The organism is Alkalihalophilus sp. As8PL, from assembly GCF_040939795.1.
GTDB lineage: Bacteria > Bacillota > Bacilli > Bacillales > Bacillaceae_D > Alkalihalophilus > Alkalihalophilus lindianensis.
In genome coordinates this window covers 2385299-2404234 of the sequence record NZ_CP162551.1, presented here as the reverse complement: position 1 = coordinate 2404234, position 18936 = coordinate 2385299, and the positions used below count along the sequence as shown (strand labels likewise).

Below are 18936 nucleotides of genomic sequence, written 5' to 3'. Positions count from 1 at the left end.
ACCTTATACCCCTCGCTTATCAAAAAACACACCATCAGCGGTCGGGCCGTCGTACGGATTTTCATATCTTCTTCCGGTCTGCTTCTTCACTTTCAGCTCGGAAAGATTGGCTTGAATGTCACTACGAATCACCGAAAGCTGCACGTTCAGCTTCTCGTTTAATTTCACCAGTTCATCTCCAAGCTTCTTCTCACCCTCCGTTAGAGAGTCCCGGTCGATTTTCGGAATAAGCGCCTCGCGACTAGCAAGCTGCTCATCAATGTGTGCGATAAATTGATCACGAGCATCATCGTCTTCTGGAAGAGGCTCTAAGGCAAACTGATAGAGTGAACTTGTCGCCACATAAAGCTCTTTGACCACAGACATTACGCTTGTCCACCAGCACCGTGACGCTGCTTACGATCAAGCATGATCACTTCTTTCCATGTATCACGGAACTCAACAACTAGCTCTTCTGCTTCAGTTAGCGCCTTTGCATCATTTTTTACATTCGCTTCTACTAAACGATTTAAAATGAAATCATACATCCGCATCATGTTCTGACCGACTTCATTATCCGTTTTTAAGGTAACCATTAACTCACGGATAATATTTTGTGCTTTTGTTGAATTAAGATTACGCTTTTCCAGATTATTTTCTTCCATTGCCGCACGTGTAAACTTGATAAATTTCAAACATCCATTATATAACATCAACGTTAACTCCCCTGGGGAAGTTGTTTTCATTGCATTTTGTTTGTAAGCTGACTGCATATGTGTCGCCATCTAACGTCACCCTTTCCAATCGATATCCATATGGTGATGATACATTGTTTATATCGGCTAGATGTTGGCAGAGTTAAGAATTAAATTCGCTCATCGACAATTAATCCGGCATGCTTGAGCATCGAGGCTACCATATCTAGAAACTGTTCAGGTGGGATTTCCTTTACGACTTCTTCGGTTTCAAGATCGACCACTTGCACATAAAGACGGTCCAAGTCCTCATGAACGTTGAACTTCACTGAGGTTAAGCTCGACTTTAACAGCTCATTCATGCTCTCTACCTGGTCATCAAGTAACTCCTTAGAGTGATACTGCTTTCGCTCTTCTCGTACGTTCTCAATCCCCTTTTGGATGAGATCACTCGGTTTTTTTTCGAATGTCGTTTTTTTCGACCAATCTGGAAGTTGTGATGTAGCTGAACTTTGAATTTCCATACGGCACCTCCGCGGCAGACGCTTTTTTCTTTATTATCGGTTTTATTGTCACACTACTTAAGTAAGAATGCCCCTTCGCACGAAAAAAGAAGCTGCTCATGTAAGGCAGCTTCCTTTCACAATCCCTTTAGTCGATAAAAATAAAGACATTCTCACCCTCTATTTCGACGTCATACCTTTTCACACAGCCATGGTCTGGGGCTTGAACAAGTCCATCACGCACATTGATTTTGCGGTCATGAAGCGGGCAAAAGACATGTTCGCCACTGACAATGCCTTCGGATAGAGGACCGCCTTTATGAGGGCATTTATTTTCGACCGCGTGGATGCTCTGATCCTCTTGTTTAAAAAGGGCGATTTCCATTCCGTCTACTTGCACTCGTCTTCCGATCCCGATTGATAAATCATTGCTTTTTGCTACTAGCACCTTATTTACGCTATTTACTGTACTCATTTTACCCCTCCTTAGACCAATGTCACTTGTTTTTTCTCGTACTCTTTTTGCTTATCTTTGTTCTCAATAATTTCTTTCCAAGGGTCCTTCCCTGTTGCTAGGGCGACTTCTAATCGTTCAATTAACTCCCTGCGACCTTCCGTATCTTCAAGCACAACTTCCTTCATATGATCGAGACCAACTCGCTCGACGAAATGAGACGTCCGCTCTAAGTACCTCGCATGCTCGCGGTAATATTGAAGAAAGGCGCTGATCGTATCAATGATTTCTTCCTTCGTTTTCACTTTACAGAACAAGTCACCACCACGAAGGTCGACACCACCATTTCCACCTACGTACAACTCCCATGCTCCTTCCACACCTACAATACCGAAGTCCTTAATGCCTGACTCTGCACAATTTCGTGGACAAGCCGAGACGGCCATTTTCACTTTGTGAGGGGTGTTGATGTATTCAAATTTCTTCTCAAGCTCAATTCCTAGCCCGATCGAATCCTGTGTACCGAAGCGACAGAACTGCTCGCCGACGCAGGTTTTGACGGTACGAAGTGCTTTCGCATAGGCTGAACCTGACCTCATCCCTAAATCATCCCATACCTTAGGAAGATCCTCTTTTTCGACACCAAACATATCGATCCGTTGTCCACCAGTCACCTTCAAAAGAGGGATGCTGTATTTATCCGCGACATCGGCAATTTTACGAAGCTGCTCGGCGTTGGTGACTCCACCATACATTCGAGGTACAACTGAAAACGTTCCATTGTGATTGATGTTGGCATGAACGCGCTCGTTGACAAAACGAGAAGACGGATCATCGGCATTTTTAATCGGATCAACCATTTGTAAATAGTAATTAATCGCCGGCCGACACTTCGAACAACCTTCGTCTGACTCCCAGCCGAGCACATTCATTACTTCACGTGGATGCGACAAGCCAAGCTCGCGAATCTCAGCCACGACTTCCTCATGCGTATACTCCGTGCAACCACACATCGCCTCTTTTGCGTTATCCACTTCTTCACCTGTTGTGAGAGCTAGGAGATCTGCAACAAGTGGTTTACAGCCCCCGCACGATCTTCCCGCATTCGTACATAACTTTACTTGGTCCACTGTGGTTAATCCTTGGTCTGAAATCGCCGAACAGATCTCTCCTTTTGAGACCCCATTACAGCCACAAATCGTTTCCCCATCAGCCATCGCCACGACTGGACTCACTTTGGATTCTGATCCACTTTCAGAAGGTAAGATCGCCACCTTACTCATTTGAGAAATGTCTTCCCCGCTTCTCATCATATTCAGTAAGCGAGGAGAGTCTCCCGTATCGCCAAACAGAACCGCACCGACGACTTTGTTATCTTGAACGACCACTTTTTTATACAGGCCTTCAAATTCATCATGAACGCGAATCGCTTTTGTTTTCTCATTATCTTGAAACATGCCTGCTGAGAACACATCCACACCCGACACCTTTAGCTGTGTATACACAATTGAGCCCTGATAGCCAGGTTCGCTCGTTTTTTCCGTTGAGCAAATATGGGCCGCCAACACTTTCCCTTGTTCATAAAGAGGAGCAACCAATCCGTAGGCGATCCCTCTATGCTCTGCACATTCGCCTACTGCATACACATTCTCAGCACTTGTCTCCATGTAGTCATTGACGACAATTGCTCGTTCCGTTTTCAAGCCACTCTTCTTTCCAAGCTCAATATTCGGTTTAATCCCGACCGCCATGACGACAAGATCGGTATCAATGCTCGTTCCGTCTGTAAAACGAACCTCTTCCACTCGCTTCTCACCAAGAATTTTTTCCGTATTTTTCTTCAGGTGAAAGGTCATTCCTTGAGCCTCTAGTTCTTCTTGCAGCATTTTCCCAGCTGGTTCATCAAGCTGCCTCTCCATTAAAAAGTCACTAATATGAATCACATCAACATGCATGTTTAAATTGAGGAGGCCACGTGCTGCTTCAAGTCCCAGAAGACCACCACCGATGACGACTGCCTTCTTATAATTCTTAGATGTTTCAATCATCGTCTCGCAATCCTTTATATTACGAAATGCAATGACGCCTTCCTTGTCAGCACCAGGCAATGGCAACATAAATGGATTCGATCCAGTCGCAAAAATTAATTTATCATAGTTACAGGCTAATCCGCTTTGACTGTAGACGACTTGCTTTTTCGTATCGACTTTAATAATCGGGTCTCCAGTATGCAACGTAATATCATGTTCTTCGTACCATTCATATGAATTTAAAACGATGTCATCGACAGTAGAATCCCCTTGTAGAACCGAAGATAGCATAATCCGGTTGTAGTTCGGATGTGGCTCTTCTCCAAATACTGTCATACTGAAGCGTTCAGGGTCTTTCTTCAAAATCTCCTCTAATGTTCGAACTCCTGCCATACCATTCCCAATTAGCACTAGTTTCTCTCGCAAGTGAAATCTCTCCTTTTTAATAGATAATCTCTTTATTTAATAGAAGCTACTTTCTCATTCACAACGATTTCTTGTTCCTCTACTTTACTAGCCGCTTTCTCGTTAGCCTTTTGCGGATTAATCAACCAATACAGACATCCTACAAATAAAGCTCCTCCGACAATGTTACCTAGCGTGACCGGGATCAAATTATGGAAGAAACCAGCTACCGTTATTGTCTCAGGGTGCGGATGAACAAGTGCCAGTCCCAACAGCGTCATATTCGCAATGCTGTGCTCATAGCCTGAAGCAATAAAGGCAAACAGCATCCAAAAGATCAAAATCAATTTTGCTGCATCATTTTTTGTCCTTAATGCCGTCCAAATCGCTAAACAGACTAACCAATTACATAAAATGCCGCGAAAGAACAGTTCACTCGTACTTAAACTCATCTTATCTGCAGCAGAAGTCATCAAAAGATGATCCATTCCGATTCCAGAGAAAATGCCAGATGCCAAGATTAAGAGACAAAGTCCAGCAGCCCCTATGAAATTTCCAAGATAACACCAAAACCAATTCGTTAGCGTATCACGCCACGTTGTCAAACCAGATAAGGTACTGACGGTGTAGACCATATTATTTCCAGTAAACAACTCCGCACCAGCAAAAATTACGAGTGTAAGAGCGACACCAAAGGATAACCCCATCATAAGGGAGGTCACCGGCATCGACATTTCAGCTAATGGCGCTCCTACAGACATAATCAACACAATTCCAAGCCCAACATAAGCACCAGCCAATGAGGCAGAAATCAAATAACGAAAACGACTCACATCCAGCTGTTTCTTTTTTGAAAGAGCCATTCCATTCAATGCATCCAATGTATCTTTAAACATAATCTAAATCCTTTCTTAACCCTATGTGGACTTAGTAGGTTAATAGTTAACGGCTTCTGCCAACGCAACAGGTTCAACCAACGCATCCAACACATCCAACACATCATCAATTGTGCTAGTTTCCGCTAATACAACATCCGCCTCAATCTGGTTCGCTCCCAGGAGGTGACTCGCTTCTCTTCCTTGGCAAATGATATGCAGTTGGCTCAGCAACTTGGCCTGATTCATTCCACTTAAGCGAAGAAACGTAACTAGTTTCCTAGCTTCCAAACGACTCGCAACAAACAATGTGTCCACATGCTTCTCTTCTATTAAACGAGCTAGGGATGCTTGCTCTTTTTGAGTGACCATTTGTTCAGAAGAGAGCCAAACATCAGCCAATCCCCGTTTAGAAAAGGATAGACTTTCAATCTCAGCTTCCCCACCTATGACGAGTGTCCTCTTCCATTTCTGCTCCTCGCCATACCTCTCGACGATATGACCGGAGGCTTCTAACGCCTGTTGCGTTTCCCAATTATCTGCGTAAAAGGTTGCTCGTACGGCGCGAAGATCAAAGCGATTGGCTCCCACGACTTTCAAGAAGGTTTGGACTGCTTGAGGGGAAAGAAAAAGGATCTCTTCGTACACCCCCACTGCTTCTAATTTCCGAGCCATCTCACGCTCTTTATTAGTTGAAAATTCAGTTATTTTAGGGTGTGAGTAGACATCTGCCCCCTTCGTTCTTAGTTCTTTCGCCAGGTCTTTCTCCGCATCCGTTGTGGTCGGAAATAAGATTCCTTTTCCTTGAAGCAGCTTACCTTCAAACCATTTCAACTTCGGTCGTAGCTTGACGACATCGCCGACAACGATAATTGATGGATTTTGGACGTTCCCTTCTGCAAGATTAGCAATCGTAGCCAATGTACCTTCAATTGTGTGTTGCTTACTGTACGTTCCCCACTGTGTCACCATCACACCTGTTTGTGGATCTTTTCCGTGCTTCACTAATTCATTCGCTATCGTTCGAATATGCTTAACACCCATATAAAAGACGACGGTATCGACACTTTCGGCTAGTGACTGCCAATTCACATCCGGCTTCCCATCACTCGTTTTCGTATGTCCTGTCACAACAGCAAATGATCTTGAGTGCTCACGATGTGTAATCGGAACTCCGGCATACATCGTTGCAGCAATCCCCGCTGTAATACCTGGTACAATTTCGTAGGAGATCTGATGCTCGGCTAACAGTTCGGCCTCTTCCCCTACTCGACCGAAGACTCCGGGGTCACCACCTTTTAAGCGCACTACCGTTTTGCCTTTTTTGGCGTGAATGAGTAGCTCCTTCTGGATGTCTTCCTGGCGTAATGTATGCTTGCATGGTTGCTTTCCACAATAGACCAGTTTCGCATCATCTTTGGCTTCCGTTAGCAAGAAAGGATTCACCAAGCGATCATAAACGACCACATCCGCTTCTCGTAAAGCCCTTTTTCCCTTGACAGTGATTAACTCCGCATCACCCGGGCCTGCTCCAACAAAATAAACGATTCCTTTTTTCAAGTCGCTCACCTCTCTTATGGCTTTTACTATAAATGATCTTTGTGTCGGATTGGTCATAAATGTCAGGAGATCTAACATGGAAATTACCAGCTGTTTTCCTCCTAAAAATGTCTAGCCCTTTTATAGCAAGGTTTAGAGGCTATCCATTTATACCCACTAGGGATACCATATTTTCTACAGCAAAAAAGCCCCGTCATAAGACAGAGCTCTTCGTTTATTGACCACCATATAATTGAGCAAATAACGATTCAGCTTGAGAATTCGCTTGGTGCATCGCTTTTTCCATCGCTGTAAATTGACGCCAGTAACGATCTTCGACTTGCTGAAGACGACGTTCAAAGTTTGAAATACGGTCATTAATTGATTCAATTTGTCGACCTAACGTAAACTGATGGTTTGCAACTTTACCACCCATTCCTCCGGCACGCGTTGAAATATTATCAATGCCACTCGTTAATGTTTCACGCATCCGACGAATGATCCCTTTTTCACTCGCAGTATCTCCATTGGAATTAAAAATCGCCGCCACACCTGCAGGATCTGCTTCAATCGCTTGGCGTAATCGATCCTCATTAATTTCAAGCTTACCGCGCTCGTTAAAGTCACGCGAGGTCGTAATTCCAATCGCCGATAATTGATTGTAATCAGAACCAAGATTATTTGAAACCATTCCGTAAATATCAGAACGCATACGATCCATCACACTTTGGATCATTTGATCATTACGCAACATTCCGCTTTGCGCACGCTCATCCCAACGCTCCGCTTCCTTCTCAGAAATCGCTTCACGCTCTTCATCGGTCAATGGCTTATAATCACGATAACGTTCCTCTTTCAACTTTCCATTCACAAAGTCGAGCAACTCATTGTACTGATCCACAAACCCTTTGATCGTATCGAACACTTTATCCGTATCGGTACTAACATTAAGCGAAACTTGCTCTGCGCCAGTTGTTGTCCCTTTTAACGTAATCGTCACACCATCAATCGTGAACGTATTCGTTTGACGTTCGGTCTTCATTCCATTGATTGTAAACTCGGCATTTTGAGCCACTTGACGGTTATCACTTGCTTCATCAAGCTTGAGTGCCTTCGTAAAGAAAGCACCTTCAAACTTCATTTCAGCACCGGCTTCTTCTTTATTGTTAATCCCTGTTTCTTTCCTCGTCATCGACACCTGATCTCCATGCGAGTCATAAAAGGCACTCACCCCAACTTTCGATCGGTTAATCTGTTGGAACACTTGGCTGAGCGTATCTGTCCCTTTAATCACAAAGGTGTCTTTGATTTCCTTTCCATCACGATCAAACGTCGTAATCGAAGAGGTCGTGTACACATCATTTTCTCCACCCTCTTGGATGTAGGTAACAGAAACTTGCGCCCCACTTGGAACCGTGACGCCATCTGCAAACGTCAGCTTCCCACCATTACCACCTTGCTCAACAAGCACTTCATTGGCAGCTAATGCTCTCGTGCCACCGCCCTCTATTTGGAGATCCTCTGCCGTCACGGTTTTGTACTCTTTTCCATTTACTTTGACGACAGTATCTTCAGCGGCTTTAAGGCTATCAACACCAGCGGCGAAGGAAACCGTGTTTGTAGCAGAACTCACACGTACGATTTGCGTTTTCGCCACGCCGGATTTCCAGTCCTCATCTGTTAGTCCATTAAACGGTTGATTTTTTAATGCCTGGTTCGTTTGAATTTTGGACTCACCCGAAATCGCACCCGTACTATAATTGGACTCGGCACGCGCAAGCTTATTGACCTCGGTTAAACGAAGCGACACATTCCCAGCACTTGAACTCGCCGTAGCTGATACTAAGCTACTATTCGAACTCGTCACTTGTTTTGCACTCAAGTTTTGACTCGTTAAAATAAATTGATCGACCATTTTAGTACGAAATTGGTTGAACTTCACATTCACTTCCCGGTAAGCATCCATCTGCCACTCGACCACTTGACGCTGCTTGACCATATTATCAACCGGCATACGCTCTGCCCGCATTAGATCCCGCACGATTTGCTCGGTATCCATACCCGAGGCTAAACCACCCATTCTCATCTATACTTCACTCCCTAACCCTGCACCTTATTACTTGTTATATCGGTTATGTACGTGCACTTGTTAAGTATCTTTAATGGACCATTTGCGGCGTGAGGTGCTTTTGAAGCTCCACAACTTCTACTTGCAACAATTGAAAACGCTCATTCATCGCTTCTTTTTCAAAAGAAGAAAGCTCTGATTGTAGAATTTCCTCAGCGATGACCCTCATCTCGATCAATTTCTCTTCGATCTCCTCTAACAAACGAGCTCGCTGCTTCCCTTGTTCTAATTGCTGTTTGAGAAAATCTATTTGCTCTTGTATCTCCTTTTCCACAGCTCTTCCCCCTTCAAAAAAAGAGCAACCCCCGAGGTTACTCTTACCATTTCACATCAATGCTGCCACCTAGATGAGGTTGAGCAGCATGTTGAATCGCTGTAGCATCCGCTGAACTCATCAATTTTTGAAGAGCCTCACCTTGCTGCTCGGCATTCCCCATCGCTTTTTTCATCACAGCCATCGACGCCTGCTGCTGAATCTGCCCTTGGTTCATGGCCATTGAAAGAAGTGCGATATCCAAGCTATCCCTCCTTCTAAATATATCTATCTAACACGCGATGCACCCTTCATTAATCTAGTATTATATCGGTTATGTACTAATTATATTTAGCCTTAGATATCAATTAAATATTCTACTTTTAAAAATAAAAAAGGCTGCCGAAGCAGCCCACACCATCTTATTGATTAAATCTTCCTCGTTGACGAAGAAGTTCACGGTTTAAATTTGGATCTTTTTCAAAAGCCGCCCTGCCATGTAGCCAGAAAATATTATTGAGGACAACTAAGTCACCAACTGGAAGCTCAAGTTCTATTAAGCTTTCATCCTGTTCCATTGACTCAGAAAGGTCTCTCAAATATTTAGCTTCTTCAATAGTTTCAGGATAGACAAACTGATCAATGAAGCAAATTCCTGGTTTGTTGTTATGGTTAAAGAAGGTTTGGCGGTCAATTTCTTGGCCTACATTTTTACTTTTTGGCGCTTTGTACGTAAACTTATTATTAGCTAATGGGTGGTTAGCAAACGCGTTTAATTCTTTCCAATCATCTAAGTGTAATAAGCGTGATTCTCCGCCACGAGCATTTTGCTCAACCATCTTCATCATTAACAACCAATCTGTTGGCTCATCGACAAAAGTCCCATCGGTATGAAGAGTAAATAATCGATATGCTTGGCGAAGATACGAGTCACTACCGTCTGTATCTTTCACGCTAAAACGAGCGTAATATTTACCTGACATGGAATCGTGGTTAGATGTTCCAAGTAAATAAGCAATCGCTGTGGAGAAAATAACAAATTCATCTGTATTTTCGCTGACACCCTCTAAACCAAGCGTGAATCCTCCAGACTCTCGGTCATGCACAATATTTCGTAATAACTCACCAAACTCTTCTCCTACTTCATCTAGTAAATACGAAGCCACAATAAGGCGAGCATAAGGAGTGTATTCTAAATGCTGAACAGATTGGTTCGTTTGATTAACCTTTTCTAAGAATTTTTCAATCGCATTTTTTGAAAGTTGGATGTGATACAATCGATCTGTCTGCGGGTGGGAGAGCACCTTATATCCTTCTGTAACCTTTTCAAATTTAGCTTTCTTTTTCTCAACAATACTCATTTTTCATTCCTCCTAATAGTGGGTAGTAACAGGAAACATAAAAAGCCAGCCGCAACAAGCTTCCTAAAAGAAAAGGAAGACGCATGTTTGCAACTGGCTTTTATCCACTTCACTGCCCTAGGAGAATAGGGTCACAGCGAATAAACAGTTTAGTTTTTATGTTTCCGGTTACCATTTATAAAATTGTTCACGAGTTCTAGGATGGTATTTCCCAAAAGGTGAACCTCTTTTAGTAATGGCTTAAATCAATTATAACTCAAGAAGAATAAATTTTCAATATATTACTAATAATTAATTTATTTTTTCTTCTTGCTTCATCTGTTGGAAGTGAAGATCGAGATCCTTCAGTGCAGCGATCAGTGCATTTGTCGCCTTACCCCGATAATATTTCTTTATGGACTCAATAGCCTCTTCTACTCCGTCTTGCAAACTAATGCCTTTTAAAAGATTACCAATAAATTCACGCCCATGTTCAGTAGCTAGTGTACACGACGCTTCTAAAATGACACCGTATGTCGTATCGACTTCTGCCGTAATTGTTAATGTTTCAAAAACACTTTTCGCTGCCATTCCTTGTGGCAAACGCGCATGACCCGCAATAAACATCGTCTTCCCATTATACATGAGTGATTCCCCTTTCAGTTGCCGCAACTTCTTTTAATGACATTTGCCGAGGGATCCGCCTCACAATTTCTTTTCCTATTTCAATCGATGCTGTCGCAGCAGGTGAAGGGGCATTACAAACGTGAATGGTTTGTTTTCCAATGATGATATGAAAATCATCTACCATATTTCCATCTGATTTCAAAGCTTGTGCTCGTACTCCTGCCGGTGCTGGAATTAAGTCGTCTTCCTTTATCTCTGGTATTAATTGTTGAAGACTTTTCGTGAATTGCTTTTTGCTAAAAGATCGTACGTACTCTTCCATTCCCTCTTTCATGAACTTACTAGCTAATTTCCAGAAACCTTTATATTGTAGTACCTCTGTGAAATCCTTCATATTAAAGTCGGTCTTTTTATAACCTTCCCGTTTGAAACTAAGCACTGCATTCGGTCCTGCATCCACTTCCCCACCTATCATTCGGGTAAAGTGAACTCCTAAAAAAGGAAACTTCGGGTTTGGTACAGGATAAATTAGGTGTTTAACGAGATGGCGTTTTTCAGGGACCAATTTAAAGTACTCGCCCCTAAACGGTACGATTTTCATGTCTGTTTTATATCCTGCAGCCACAGCGACACGATCACTGTGGAGACCCGCACAATTAATAACCATACATGACTTTATTTCTCCTTGATTGGTCTCTAATGTCACCCCATCAACATGTTCATGAATGGCCTCAACTTTAGTACTTAATTTTATTTCACCGCCATGCTCTTGTATAATTTCAGCAAACTTTTCACTGACCTGACGATAATTCACAATACCAGCTTGCGGAACTCGGATAGCAGCAAGACCATTTACATGCGGCTCGATTTCATTCAACTCACCCTTGCCAATCTTTTGGATCGCTAAGTTATTATCTAGCCCACGCTTATACAGGTTATCGAGCAACGGTAACTCTTCTTTATTCGTCGCGACAATGACCTTCCCACAAATATCATGTTCAATGTCGTACGTTTGACAAAATTCTTTCATCGATTGACTTCCTTGACGAGCAAAGCGGGCTTTAAAACTTCCTGGCGTATAATAGATACCTGAATGAATGACTCCACTGTTGTGACCAGTCTGATGCTCAGCTACTGCTGCTTCTTTTTCTATGATAACTACTTTCGCGTGAGGAAATCGTGAATACAAGGCCATGCCTGTAGATAACCCTACAATTCCTCCTCCAACAATCGCAAAATCATACACATACGCTCCCCCTCTTCTACCGCTTTTCTACTTGTATTTTATTATAAGCCATCGACATAAAAAATCGATGGCTTAAGTAAATAAGGCTATGCGTTTGGAATTTCAAGTGTTAATAGAGGTGGGTATTGCTGCGATCCGAAGATATCCCCATCCCCTGGATCGCCACTTGGACGCGTTCTCATGATCGTGAATTTAATTGCATTTGCAGGGTCATATTGCACAAAGTCTGTAATACGCTCTTCAGGAATGCGATAGAGCTCTGCCATACTCTTTTTTGTAATAGCACCACTGTTACAAACGAAATCATACTTCTCTTTTTCTTTAAAAATAATATCAAAGGTAATTTTATCCGTACCTGCATTTTTCGATCGAATCGTTTTCGCCAAGTCTTGTAAAAGTAGTTTCCCCATTTGATTCACTCCTTCTCAATTTAACTATTAATTAATGATCCAACTTCCTCAACATGTACATCAAACAACTCAAGTGGATCTTTAACTGGAATGACATGGTTCATCGACCAGCTATAAGTCGGCCCTGCATAAATCACATCATCAATTAAGTATGCTGCGGTTCCGGCTGTGCCTTTCACTTCTGGAAGTCGAGCATAGAAAATTTGTCTGGTTGCATAGAGCGTTATTGCTTCAGCTGTTTCCTTTGAATCAGCAACACCCTCAACAACAATTCCTAGTTCATGAGATTTAATTTCTTTAACAGGCTCTAACTCACCCATCACTCCATCTTTTCCAAACGTGCGGAAGTTGAGGTGGTATGCTTCGCCTTCGAATTCTTTTTCTACTTGCTCTTTTGCAAAAGTTAATACTTGATCTATATGTTGGATGGTATATGGATCACGCACTCCGGCGATTCCGATATACTTTTCGCCTACTTTAGATGCACCTTCGAGCTTCACTTTCATGTCACCTTCAATAGGAACATATTTTTGTCCGGTAATGCGACATGTCTTCTCATCATACTGTTCATAGTGACAATCAGTCATATCAAGCATACCACCAGCAAAATATTCATAATAAGGAGTAGAGCGTTCATACATGGCATGACCAGCTACTGAGGCAATGGTACAGCTTTGATCTGGATGCATCGCCTTCACTTTCACGTCTTCCTGTGTAATCGTACCAATAATACTTTCTTTTGCTCCATAAGGCTCTGCACAGAAAGAAGCACACTCGAGCACTTTCCCAATATAATACGCATGAGACTCTGGAAAACCTTCACGGATGGCTGGGGCTGCAAAGATTGCACAGTCACTCGAGCGTCCCCCAATGACCACATCGGCTCCTAAATCCAACGCTTTAACAAAAGGATGAATGCCCGCAACAGCAACAATTCGTTCTGTTTGTTCAATATCCTCTTTTTGTAAAGGTCCACGTCCATCAAGACCTTCTACTACCACTTCACTTGCCAGTTTGTCAGATAAATAAGCTTTGTCTACTTCTGAATAAAAATAGGCGATCTTAAAAGGTGGCAGGTTATGTTCCTCCGCTAAATCCTTTATTATTTGCACGTACATATCTACTCTACTATTAGCACCAGTATCACCTGCAGAACCAACCAACATTGGTACTCCTTGCTCTCTTGCTGCTAACAACATTAACTCTAGATCATGTTTTTGCCATTTATACATACTAACAGAGCGATTTCCTCCAAGTGCTGAAGCTCCAATATCATCACTACCAGAGTCACAACAATAGTAATCTGGTTTCGTTGCTGCTCCAATATGGAAACTTTCTTCTTTTGTTGGCGCAAAACCTAAGTGACCATTCGGACAAAGAATTCTTAACTCTTTTTTCATTTTGTGGTCCTCCTCTATGATTGTAATAACTGGTTATAACCTGTTATGACCTTAGTATAGATCGATGAATATTTTTTGTCAATTCTGATTTTTCTTTTCGTAACCATTTTCAAAAAGAAAAAACCCGACCTTTACTGGGTATACCAGTTACATAGGTCGAGTAATAAAAAATTTATATTTATCTCCTCGGTAATAGGTTTCTTTATATTCCAATGGAGTTTTATCTTGATAAACAATGGAGGTAACACGAAACAGAGGAAAACCCTTTTCAACCTCTAAAATAGTTGCAAGACTCTCGTGGGCAGCTTGAGCTTCAAACGTTTGCTCCACATGGGTTGGCTTTAGACCGTTCGATTCTTGATCATATAAATCAAGGGTCGAAAATGGCTTTTTCAACTGCAACGCTTCTTCAGCGACCTTTTTCATTGTCTCTCCCACTGAATAAGAAAAATAACTATTATAGTAAACAACAGGGCGCTCATCACCATAGCCAACTAATTCTAAGTTAATCACTTTCTCCATAACGTTAATATCTAAAAGTCTTGATAGTTGAAAATCACTAGAAATCGTTTCGACGCCGTGTAGTTTCGTTGATGCAATCAACCCTTGTTGCTGAAGAGTTGATTGAAAATCGTTAAAAGAAGTTAATTCTTGCTTAATCTTAGGCTTCGCTATAAAGGTCCCAACACCGTGTGCCCTCGTTACCAACCCTTCTTTTTCTGCTAGATTAATAGCTTGACGTACTGTTATCCTGCTAATTTGGTATAGATCGACTAACTCGCGTTCTGAAGGGAGTTGGTCTCCCGGTTTTAACTCTCCGGCTTTAATTTTACGTTGGATATCATTTTTCAGCTGCTCATAAAGCGGCTTAGAATGTTTACGATCTAACACGTGCTCACCTCCACTTATTAATACCTATTATATCCACTCATAGTTTTTTAAGAAAGTCTCTTGCTTAATTTATTTAAAACAAGCATTCTATATGTAGAGATATTGTAAGCGCTTAAATTTATTTAAAAATATATTTGATTATTCAAAAAACTTTGTTATACTTAGTTTACTTTGTTATAACCACTTAAAATTGGTAGTAACAATTAAAAAATGGAGGTGCTTGCTAGGTGTTAGGAATTCCAGTGCCAATCTTGTATTTAGTCGCTTTGCTCATTTTTGTTGCTGTTATGTTTGTCGGTTTCAGACGCCCTATGTACGAAGTGATGACCTTGTCTTTTGTGTTCATCGTCATACTCTCTGGATCATATGGGCTATTTTGGGAATCACTTCTCTTCCCATCCACTAGCTCACTCTTTTATGCCATCTTTGCTTTTATGGTAGTAGCAATCATTTTTGATGCTACAAAAGTGGTGAATAGTATTATTCAGTTAATGCTATCAATTGTAGGACGATTCAGAGGGGGGGCCGGATATGTATCTTTATTAGGAAGTACTTTCATGGCATCATTATCTGGTACTGGCCCGGGGAACGTTGCAACAACTGGGGTCTTTACCATTCCCATGATGAAACGTTCTAATTATCCACCTGCATTAGCTGCAAGTACAGAGATGTCAGCAAGTATGTTAGGTAACATTATTCCCCCTTCTGGAATCGTAATTTTAACTTACGGGATTTTGCAGAATGTCTATCCAGACAGCATTTCCCTAAGTAATTGGATGGTAGTTGCTTATGGAATTGGTCTTTGGTTTTTCCTTCAACGTTGGCTGACACTATGGGTGCTTTGTCGCTTATATAAAGTGAAGCCTGTACCTAAAGAGGAACTACCTACATTTAAATTTAGCCTTAAAAAAGGCTGGCCAGCTTTAATTTTACCAGCTTTAATATTTGCACCGTTATTTATGGATGCTCAATTTAAAGATCTCATCATCAACCGTATTGGTGAAGACGGAGCGGGTGCCTTCTCAGCTTCCGTTTTAATGTTTACACCGGGACTTGCAGGTGCATACGCTTTAACAATCGGACGCAAAGCATTACCACATAAGAAGATTAGTCTTACTAATTTATTAAATATGTTTAGTTCATCTCTATCAAAAGTAGTTCCAATCGGTGTCACGATTTATATGGCTTATGCCACTTCACAAATTTTTGTTGGTATGCAAATGGAAGAAGCTGTTAGAAATTGGTTTGTTGCATTTGAGTTTAGTACATTAACACTTATCATCATTCTCCCTTTATTTTTCATGCTTCTTGGAATGGTTCTACCTGGCTCAGCACAAGTCGCTATACTTGGTGGAGCAATGATTACGGTATTCGGATCTTTAGGGGGAGACCCTATCCTATTAGCAGCCTTGCTACCAGCAATGACCGGAGCACTTGAGGGTATGACGCCTCCTCTTGCATTAGGACTATTTGTCGCAATGGGGATCGCACGTTCCTCCTTTAAAGAAACGGCCAAACTCGCGATTTTGTGGGTCATTCTCCACGTCTTACTTAGTATGATTTTATTAGCTGGACTCTTGCCAATACTCGGGTTATAAGGAAGGTGAATGCTTATGAACACTCTAAAAAAAATAACTGAGAAGATATATACGTGGTTTGCACTGTTGACGATGGGATTAGGGTTCTTTGTAGCCTTGGTGTTTATAGTTTCTTTATTAATAGGCGGAAGTGCAGGTGAGAGCCTCGCAGTCTTATCTGGAAAAATGATGACTTGGGGAATTCGCTTAGCCACCATCGCAACCATTGCAGGAATCTTAAATATTTATCTCAGTAAACAACACACACTAACAATGAATGTGCAGAACTCAGAAGATATTGAGGTTCCAACAAATGAACAAAGAATGTAAGAGAGCCCAGCAGTTTGTTGGTGTAACGATCCATGCTGACCAAGGCGGGACGAATGACCTTTATCCTGGTCATCCTCTTCTATACGTTGAACGAGACACAATTGAACTGCTAAGAAGTGTAGGTCTCGAGCCATTTCTAATTCCAATCTATAAGGATGGCTCCTTACCTCCCCTCGATCATATCCGAGCACTTATCATCACAGGTGGAGGTTATTTATCTATATCTGAAAAGAATTCAAGCCTCTCGAATTTACGGTCAAGTGGGACGGAAAGATATCAAGCAGAAAAACGACTAATCGAATACGGTCTACTAAATAACCTCCCAATGATCGGCTTTTGCAGAGGAGCACAAATGATAAACGAAGTATCAGGTGGAACATTAATCAGCCTTCCTGATGATGGATTTGAGCATCATCAAGAACGTCATAACATCCCATCAGATGAAACAGTACACGATATAAAGATAGAAACAAAATCGAAGCTTTTTGATATGATTAAAGAAAAGGAAGTCCCTGTTAATTCGTTTCACCGTCAACATATTGATAGACTTGGGAAAAACTTAAAAGTGTCTGCTAGATCTAAGCCCGATCAAGTGATTGAGGCGTTTGAATCAACTGCACATGACTTTGTGTTTGGATTTCAATTTCATCCTGAGAAGCTGACGGAAAAGCATATGTATTGGAGAAGTTTTTTTGAGGAGTTTGCAAGAGAGATTGATAGATAAGTTCTACAGGCAGTAGAAATAAGTAGATAGTAAAAGAAAGAGGCCCTAGCATAGATAGAGGCCTCTTTGTATTAGAATTAGTTCCATTCCCCAAATAATCTTAATTAATAGTCTTCTTTATCACCGCCATCGACGCCTGCTGCTGGACCTGCCCCTGGTTCATTGCCATTGAAAGAAGTGCGACATCCAAGATTAAAAACCTCCTATAAACTTACGAAACTAGATATGTAGAAAACGCTTGGATAAACTGTGTTTCTGCTTTCTTCAGTGCCGGAATAAGCCCGAACTGTAAAAGCTCTTTACTATGAGCGAAATTTTTTCTCTCAAAAGCAGAGACTACTAACTCTAAACTCTCACGCACTCTCACTAGCTGCCCTTGAACCTCTTCCTCTTCAAGCTCTACTAAAACAGGAGCAACCGAACGCTCCACTGCAGAATAGGCTTTCATGACATCTTCAAACAAAATAATGGACTGTTCGAATTTTCCTTCGTTTAGAAGCACTTGCATATGAGCCGCGCCTTCGATCATTGTGCTTGTTAGGTCGATTACTTGAACCATTATGTCGCGGTATTTTTGCATGTTATCACTCGATTCTATTACTAATGGTTATTGGTAGTATCGGTCATTCAAGTAAAAAGATTTAGTTCTAAATATCCATTGGCATATCTAGTAAGTATTGTGGGGGAGGTAAAAGGAACTATCACCTATTTCTTCTATCACTTAGTAAATAACTCCCATTACTTTTTTCTACCATATAGACCCATTGGAACATATGATACTCTTCGTCCCCTCTTCTCTCAATGACAACTTCTTCATAGGTACCAACTTCAAATTCAAACTCACTTAGTTGATGAATATATTCAATATTATAAGATGAATATATTCAATATTATAAAAGGATAAATACTCTACCATATCCTCCTCAAATAAAGCTCTCTGGGAAAGGTAGAAGTTACTATTTGGCAGTAGATATGGTGCTAAGAGTAAAAAATCATCATTTTCCATCGCATTGGTGAAAACTTGTTTATAGTTTACGAACGTATTATAAACATTCTGCTCATCGATTGGATCAAGCTCATATGTATTTGTTTGAATAGCATCTGATGGATTGTCTTCTTGATTGAGGGTCATTATGTTTCTTTGCTGTTCCTCAACTACCTTCTGAAATGCCTCCTCCTCAGCCTGAATATTCTCTTGAATTCTTCTTTCTATCTGCTCATTCTCTCTTTCTTGACTCTTAGACATTTCTTGTCGCTCCCAATAACTGTCTTCTGTAAAAGTCATTAATGCAACTCCAACAATCATAACGAGGATCACTCCTCCAGTTGCTTTTAAGTACATGACATGAGATCGATTGATAAAATATGCAATAATTGCTACAAAGCCAATAAGTAAGGTACCTCCAAGCCCAATAAACCATAAGCCTGCACCGATAAATAGAATAATTGTTGACATGTGAGATTCTCCCTTTATGTTGCAATAGTCACCTTTAATAAAATTTCAATGTATAAAAAGAGGCCCTAGCATAA

Annotated in this window: 22 protein-coding genes; 3 read left to right on the top strand and 19 right to left on the bottom strand. The window is 41.4% G+C overall.

The window, feature by feature from the left end; genetic code table 11:
* Positions 1 to 3: 3 nt before the first annotated feature.
* The 16 genes from AB3N04_RS13620 to AB3N04_RS13545 all read right to left on the bottom strand — a co-directional run bounded on the left by AB3N04_RS13620 (position 4) and on the right by AB3N04_RS13545 (position 14775).
* Entirely contained in the window at positions 4 to 342 is a 339-nt protein-coding gene (locus AB3N04_RS13620) for a flagellar protein (protein ID WP_368503286.1), read from the bottom strand.
* A 23-nt stretch (positions 343 to 365) separates the two neighbouring features.
* A complete protein-coding gene (fliS, locus tag AB3N04_RS13615) occupies positions 366 to 764 on the bottom strand; it encodes a flagellar export chaperone FliS (RefSeq protein WP_368503285.1) in 399 nt (132 codons plus the stop codon).
* An 80-nt stretch (positions 765 to 844) separates the two neighbouring features.
* The gene (locus AB3N04_RS13610; protein WP_368503284.1) at positions 845 to 1198 is read right to left on the bottom strand and encodes a flagellar protein FlaG; all 354 of its coding nucleotides are present in this window, start codon (positions 1196 to 1198) and stop codon (positions 845 to 847) included.
* Between the two features lie 127 nt (positions 1199 to 1325).
* A complete protein-coding gene (gene nirD / locus AB3N04_RS13605; RefSeq protein ID WP_368503283.1) occupies positions 1326 to 1652 on the bottom strand; it encodes a nitrite reductase small subunit NirD in 327 nt (108 codons plus the stop codon).
* 11 nt (positions 1653 to 1663) lie between these two features.
* Positions 1664 to 4087, bottom strand: coding sequence for a nitrite reductase large subunit NirB (nirB, locus tag AB3N04_RS13600; protein ID WP_368503282.1), 2424 nt, complete (start codon positions 4085 to 4087; stop codon positions 1664 to 1666).
* Positions 4088 to 4119: 32 nt separating this feature from the next.
* Entirely contained in the window at positions 4120 to 4962 is an 843-nt protein-coding gene (locus tag AB3N04_RS13595; RefSeq protein WP_368503281.1) for a formate/nitrite transporter family protein, read from the bottom strand.
* A gap of 39 nt (positions 4963 to 5001) precedes the next feature.
* Complete coding sequence (gene cobA / locus AB3N04_RS13590; RefSeq protein WP_368503280.1) at positions 5002 to 6501, bottom strand: uroporphyrinogen-III C-methyltransferase; 1500 nt, start codon at positions 6499 to 6501, stop codon at positions 5002 to 5004.
* Between the two features lie 214 nt (positions 6502 to 6715).
* Complete coding sequence (gene fliD, locus AB3N04_RS13585; protein ID WP_368503279.1) at positions 6716 to 8566, bottom strand: flagellar filament capping protein FliD; 1851 nt, start codon at positions 8564 to 8566, stop codon at positions 6716 to 6718.
* A 73-nt stretch (positions 8567 to 8639) separates the two neighbouring features.
* A complete protein-coding gene (locus AB3N04_RS13580; protein ID WP_368503278.1) occupies positions 8640 to 8882 on the bottom strand; it encodes a hypothetical protein in 243 nt (80 codons plus the stop codon).
* A 43-nt stretch (positions 8883 to 8925) separates the two neighbouring features.
* On the bottom strand, positions 8926 to 9126 hold the full coding sequence (locus AB3N04_RS13575) for a YjfB family protein (protein WP_368503277.1): 201 nt from the start codon (positions 9124 to 9126) through the stop codon (positions 8926 to 8928).
* 157 nt (positions 9127 to 9283) lie between these two features.
* A complete protein-coding gene (gene glaH, locus AB3N04_RS13570) occupies positions 9284 to 10222 on the bottom strand; it encodes a glutarate dioxygenase GlaH (protein ID WP_368503276.1) in 939 nt (312 codons plus the stop codon).
* Positions 10223 to 10513: 291 nt separating this feature from the next.
* A complete protein-coding gene (locus AB3N04_RS13565) occupies positions 10514 to 10846 on the bottom strand; it encodes a DUF3870 domain-containing protein (RefSeq protein ID WP_368503275.1) in 333 nt (110 codons plus the stop codon).
* Positions 10839 to 12074: an L-2-hydroxyglutarate oxidase gene (gene lhgO, locus AB3N04_RS13560; RefSeq protein WP_368503274.1), complete on the bottom strand. Its 1236-nt coding sequence runs from the start codon at positions 12072 to 12074 to the stop codon at positions 10839 to 10841. Before lhgO ends, AB3N04_RS13565 begins: the two co-directional genes overlap by 8 nt.
* Before the next feature lie 86 nt (positions 12075 to 12160).
* On the bottom strand, positions 12161 to 12484 hold the full coding sequence (locus AB3N04_RS13555; protein ID WP_368503273.1) for a DUF4387 domain-containing protein: 324 nt from the start codon (positions 12482 to 12484) through the stop codon (positions 12161 to 12163).
* A gap of 20 nt (positions 12485 to 12504) precedes the next feature.
* Positions 12505 to 13884: an acyclic terpene utilization AtuA family protein gene (locus AB3N04_RS13550; protein ID WP_368503272.1), complete on the bottom strand. Its 1380-nt coding sequence runs from the start codon at positions 13882 to 13884 to the stop codon at positions 12505 to 12507.
* A gap of 147 nt (positions 13885 to 14031) precedes the next feature.
* A complete protein-coding gene (locus AB3N04_RS13545; protein WP_368503271.1) occupies positions 14032 to 14775 on the bottom strand; it encodes a GntR family transcriptional regulator in 744 nt (247 codons plus the stop codon).
* Positions 14776 to 15002: 227 nt separating this feature from the next.
* Between AB3N04_RS13545 and AB3N04_RS13540 the strand changes: the two genes are divergently transcribed.
* From AB3N04_RS13540 to AB3N04_RS13530, 3 genes are read left to right on the top strand one after another with little or no spacing between them, the layout of a single operon-like run.
* Positions 15003 to 16373: a TRAP transporter large permease subunit gene (locus AB3N04_RS13540; RefSeq protein WP_368503270.1), complete on the top strand. Its 1371-nt coding sequence runs from the start codon at positions 15003 to 15005 to the stop codon at positions 16371 to 16373.
* Between the two features lie 15 nt (positions 16374 to 16388).
* The gene (locus AB3N04_RS13535; RefSeq protein ID WP_368503269.1) at positions 16389 to 16682 is read left to right on the top strand and encodes a hypothetical protein; all 294 of its coding nucleotides are present in this window, start codon (positions 16389 to 16391) and stop codon (positions 16680 to 16682) included.
* Entirely contained in the window at positions 16666 to 17406 is a 741-nt protein-coding gene (locus AB3N04_RS13530) for a gamma-glutamyl-gamma-aminobutyrate hydrolase family protein (RefSeq protein ID WP_368503268.1), read from the top strand. The genes AB3N04_RS13535 and AB3N04_RS13530 overlap by 17 nt, the downstream gene beginning before the upstream one ends.
* A 100-nt stretch (positions 17407 to 17506) precedes the next feature.
* Here AB3N04_RS13530 and AB3N04_RS13525 read toward each other — a convergent pair whose 3' ends face one another.
* The 3 genes from AB3N04_RS13525 to AB3N04_RS13515 form a co-directional block, all read right to left on the bottom strand.
* Positions 17507 to 17596 (bottom strand): putative motility protein, encoded by a 90-nt coding sequence (locus tag AB3N04_RS13525; RefSeq protein WP_368503267.1) that lies wholly within the window; start codon positions 17594 to 17596, stop codon positions 17507 to 17509.
* 21 nt (positions 17597 to 17617) lie between these two features.
* Positions 17618 to 17986 (bottom strand): hypothetical protein, encoded by a 369-nt coding sequence (locus tag AB3N04_RS13520; RefSeq protein WP_368503266.1) that lies wholly within the window; start codon positions 17984 to 17986, stop codon positions 17618 to 17620.
* A gap of 264 nt (positions 17987 to 18250) precedes the next feature.
* Positions 18251 to 18862 carry a hypothetical protein gene (locus tag AB3N04_RS13515; protein ID WP_368503265.1) on the bottom strand — a complete coding sequence of 204 codons (612 nt, stop codon included), beginning with the start codon at positions 18860 to 18862 and terminating at the stop codon, positions 18251 to 18253.
* Positions 18863 to 18936 lie beyond the last annotated feature (74 nt).

What these genes read in the sequence shown, in the direction of transcription:
- AB3N04_RS13565 (WP_368503275.1), bottom strand. Translation starts at nt 10,846, where the DNA reads ATGTATAATGGGAAGACGATGTTTATTGCGGGTCATGCGCGTTTGCCA.
- AB3N04_RS13535 (WP_368503269.1), top strand. Translation starts at nt 16,389, where the DNA reads ATGAACACTCTAAAAAAAATAACTGAGAAGATATATACGTGGTTTGCA.
- fliS (WP_368503285.1), bottom strand. Translation starts at nt 764, where the DNA reads ATGGCGACACATATGCAGTCAGCTTACAAACAAAATGCAATGAAAACA.
- AB3N04_RS13610 (WP_368503284.1), bottom strand. Translation starts at nt 1,198, where the DNA reads ATGGAAATTCAAAGTTCAGCTACATCACAACTTCCAGATTGGTCGAAA.
- AB3N04_RS13595 (WP_368503281.1), bottom strand. Translation starts at nt 4,962, where the DNA reads ATGTTTAAAGATACATTGGATGCATTGAATGGAATGGCTCTTTCAAAA.
- nirD (WP_368503283.1), bottom strand. Translation starts at nt 1,652, where the DNA reads ATGAGTACAGTAAATAGCGTAAATAAGGTGCTAGTAGCAAAAAGCAAT.
- AB3N04_RS13530 (WP_368503268.1), top strand. Translation starts at nt 16,666, where the DNA reads ATGAACAAAGAATGTAAGAGAGCCCAGCAGTTTGTTGGTGTAACGATC.
- glaH (WP_368503276.1), bottom strand. Translation starts at nt 10,222, where the DNA reads ATGAGTATTGTTGAGAAAAAGAAAGCTAAATTTGAAAAGGTTACAGAA.
- AB3N04_RS13515 (WP_368503265.1), bottom strand. Translation starts at nt 18,862, where the DNA reads ATGTCAACAATTATTCTATTTATCGGTGCAGGCTTATGGTTTATTGGG.
- AB3N04_RS13520 (WP_368503266.1), bottom strand. Translation starts at nt 17,986, where the DNA reads ATGCAAAAATACCGCGACATAATGGTTCAAGTAATCGACCTAACAAGC.
- fliD (WP_368503279.1), bottom strand. Translation starts at nt 8,566, where the DNA reads ATGAGAATGGGTGGTTTAGCCTCGGGTATGGATACCGAGCAAATCGTG.
- AB3N04_RS13555 (WP_368503273.1), bottom strand. Translation starts at nt 12,484, where the DNA reads ATGGGGAAACTACTTTTACAAGACTTGGCGAAAACGATTCGATCGAAA.
- AB3N04_RS13550 (WP_368503272.1), bottom strand. Translation starts at nt 13,884, where the DNA reads ATGAAAAAAGAGTTAAGAATTCTTTGTCCGAATGGTCACTTAGGTTTT.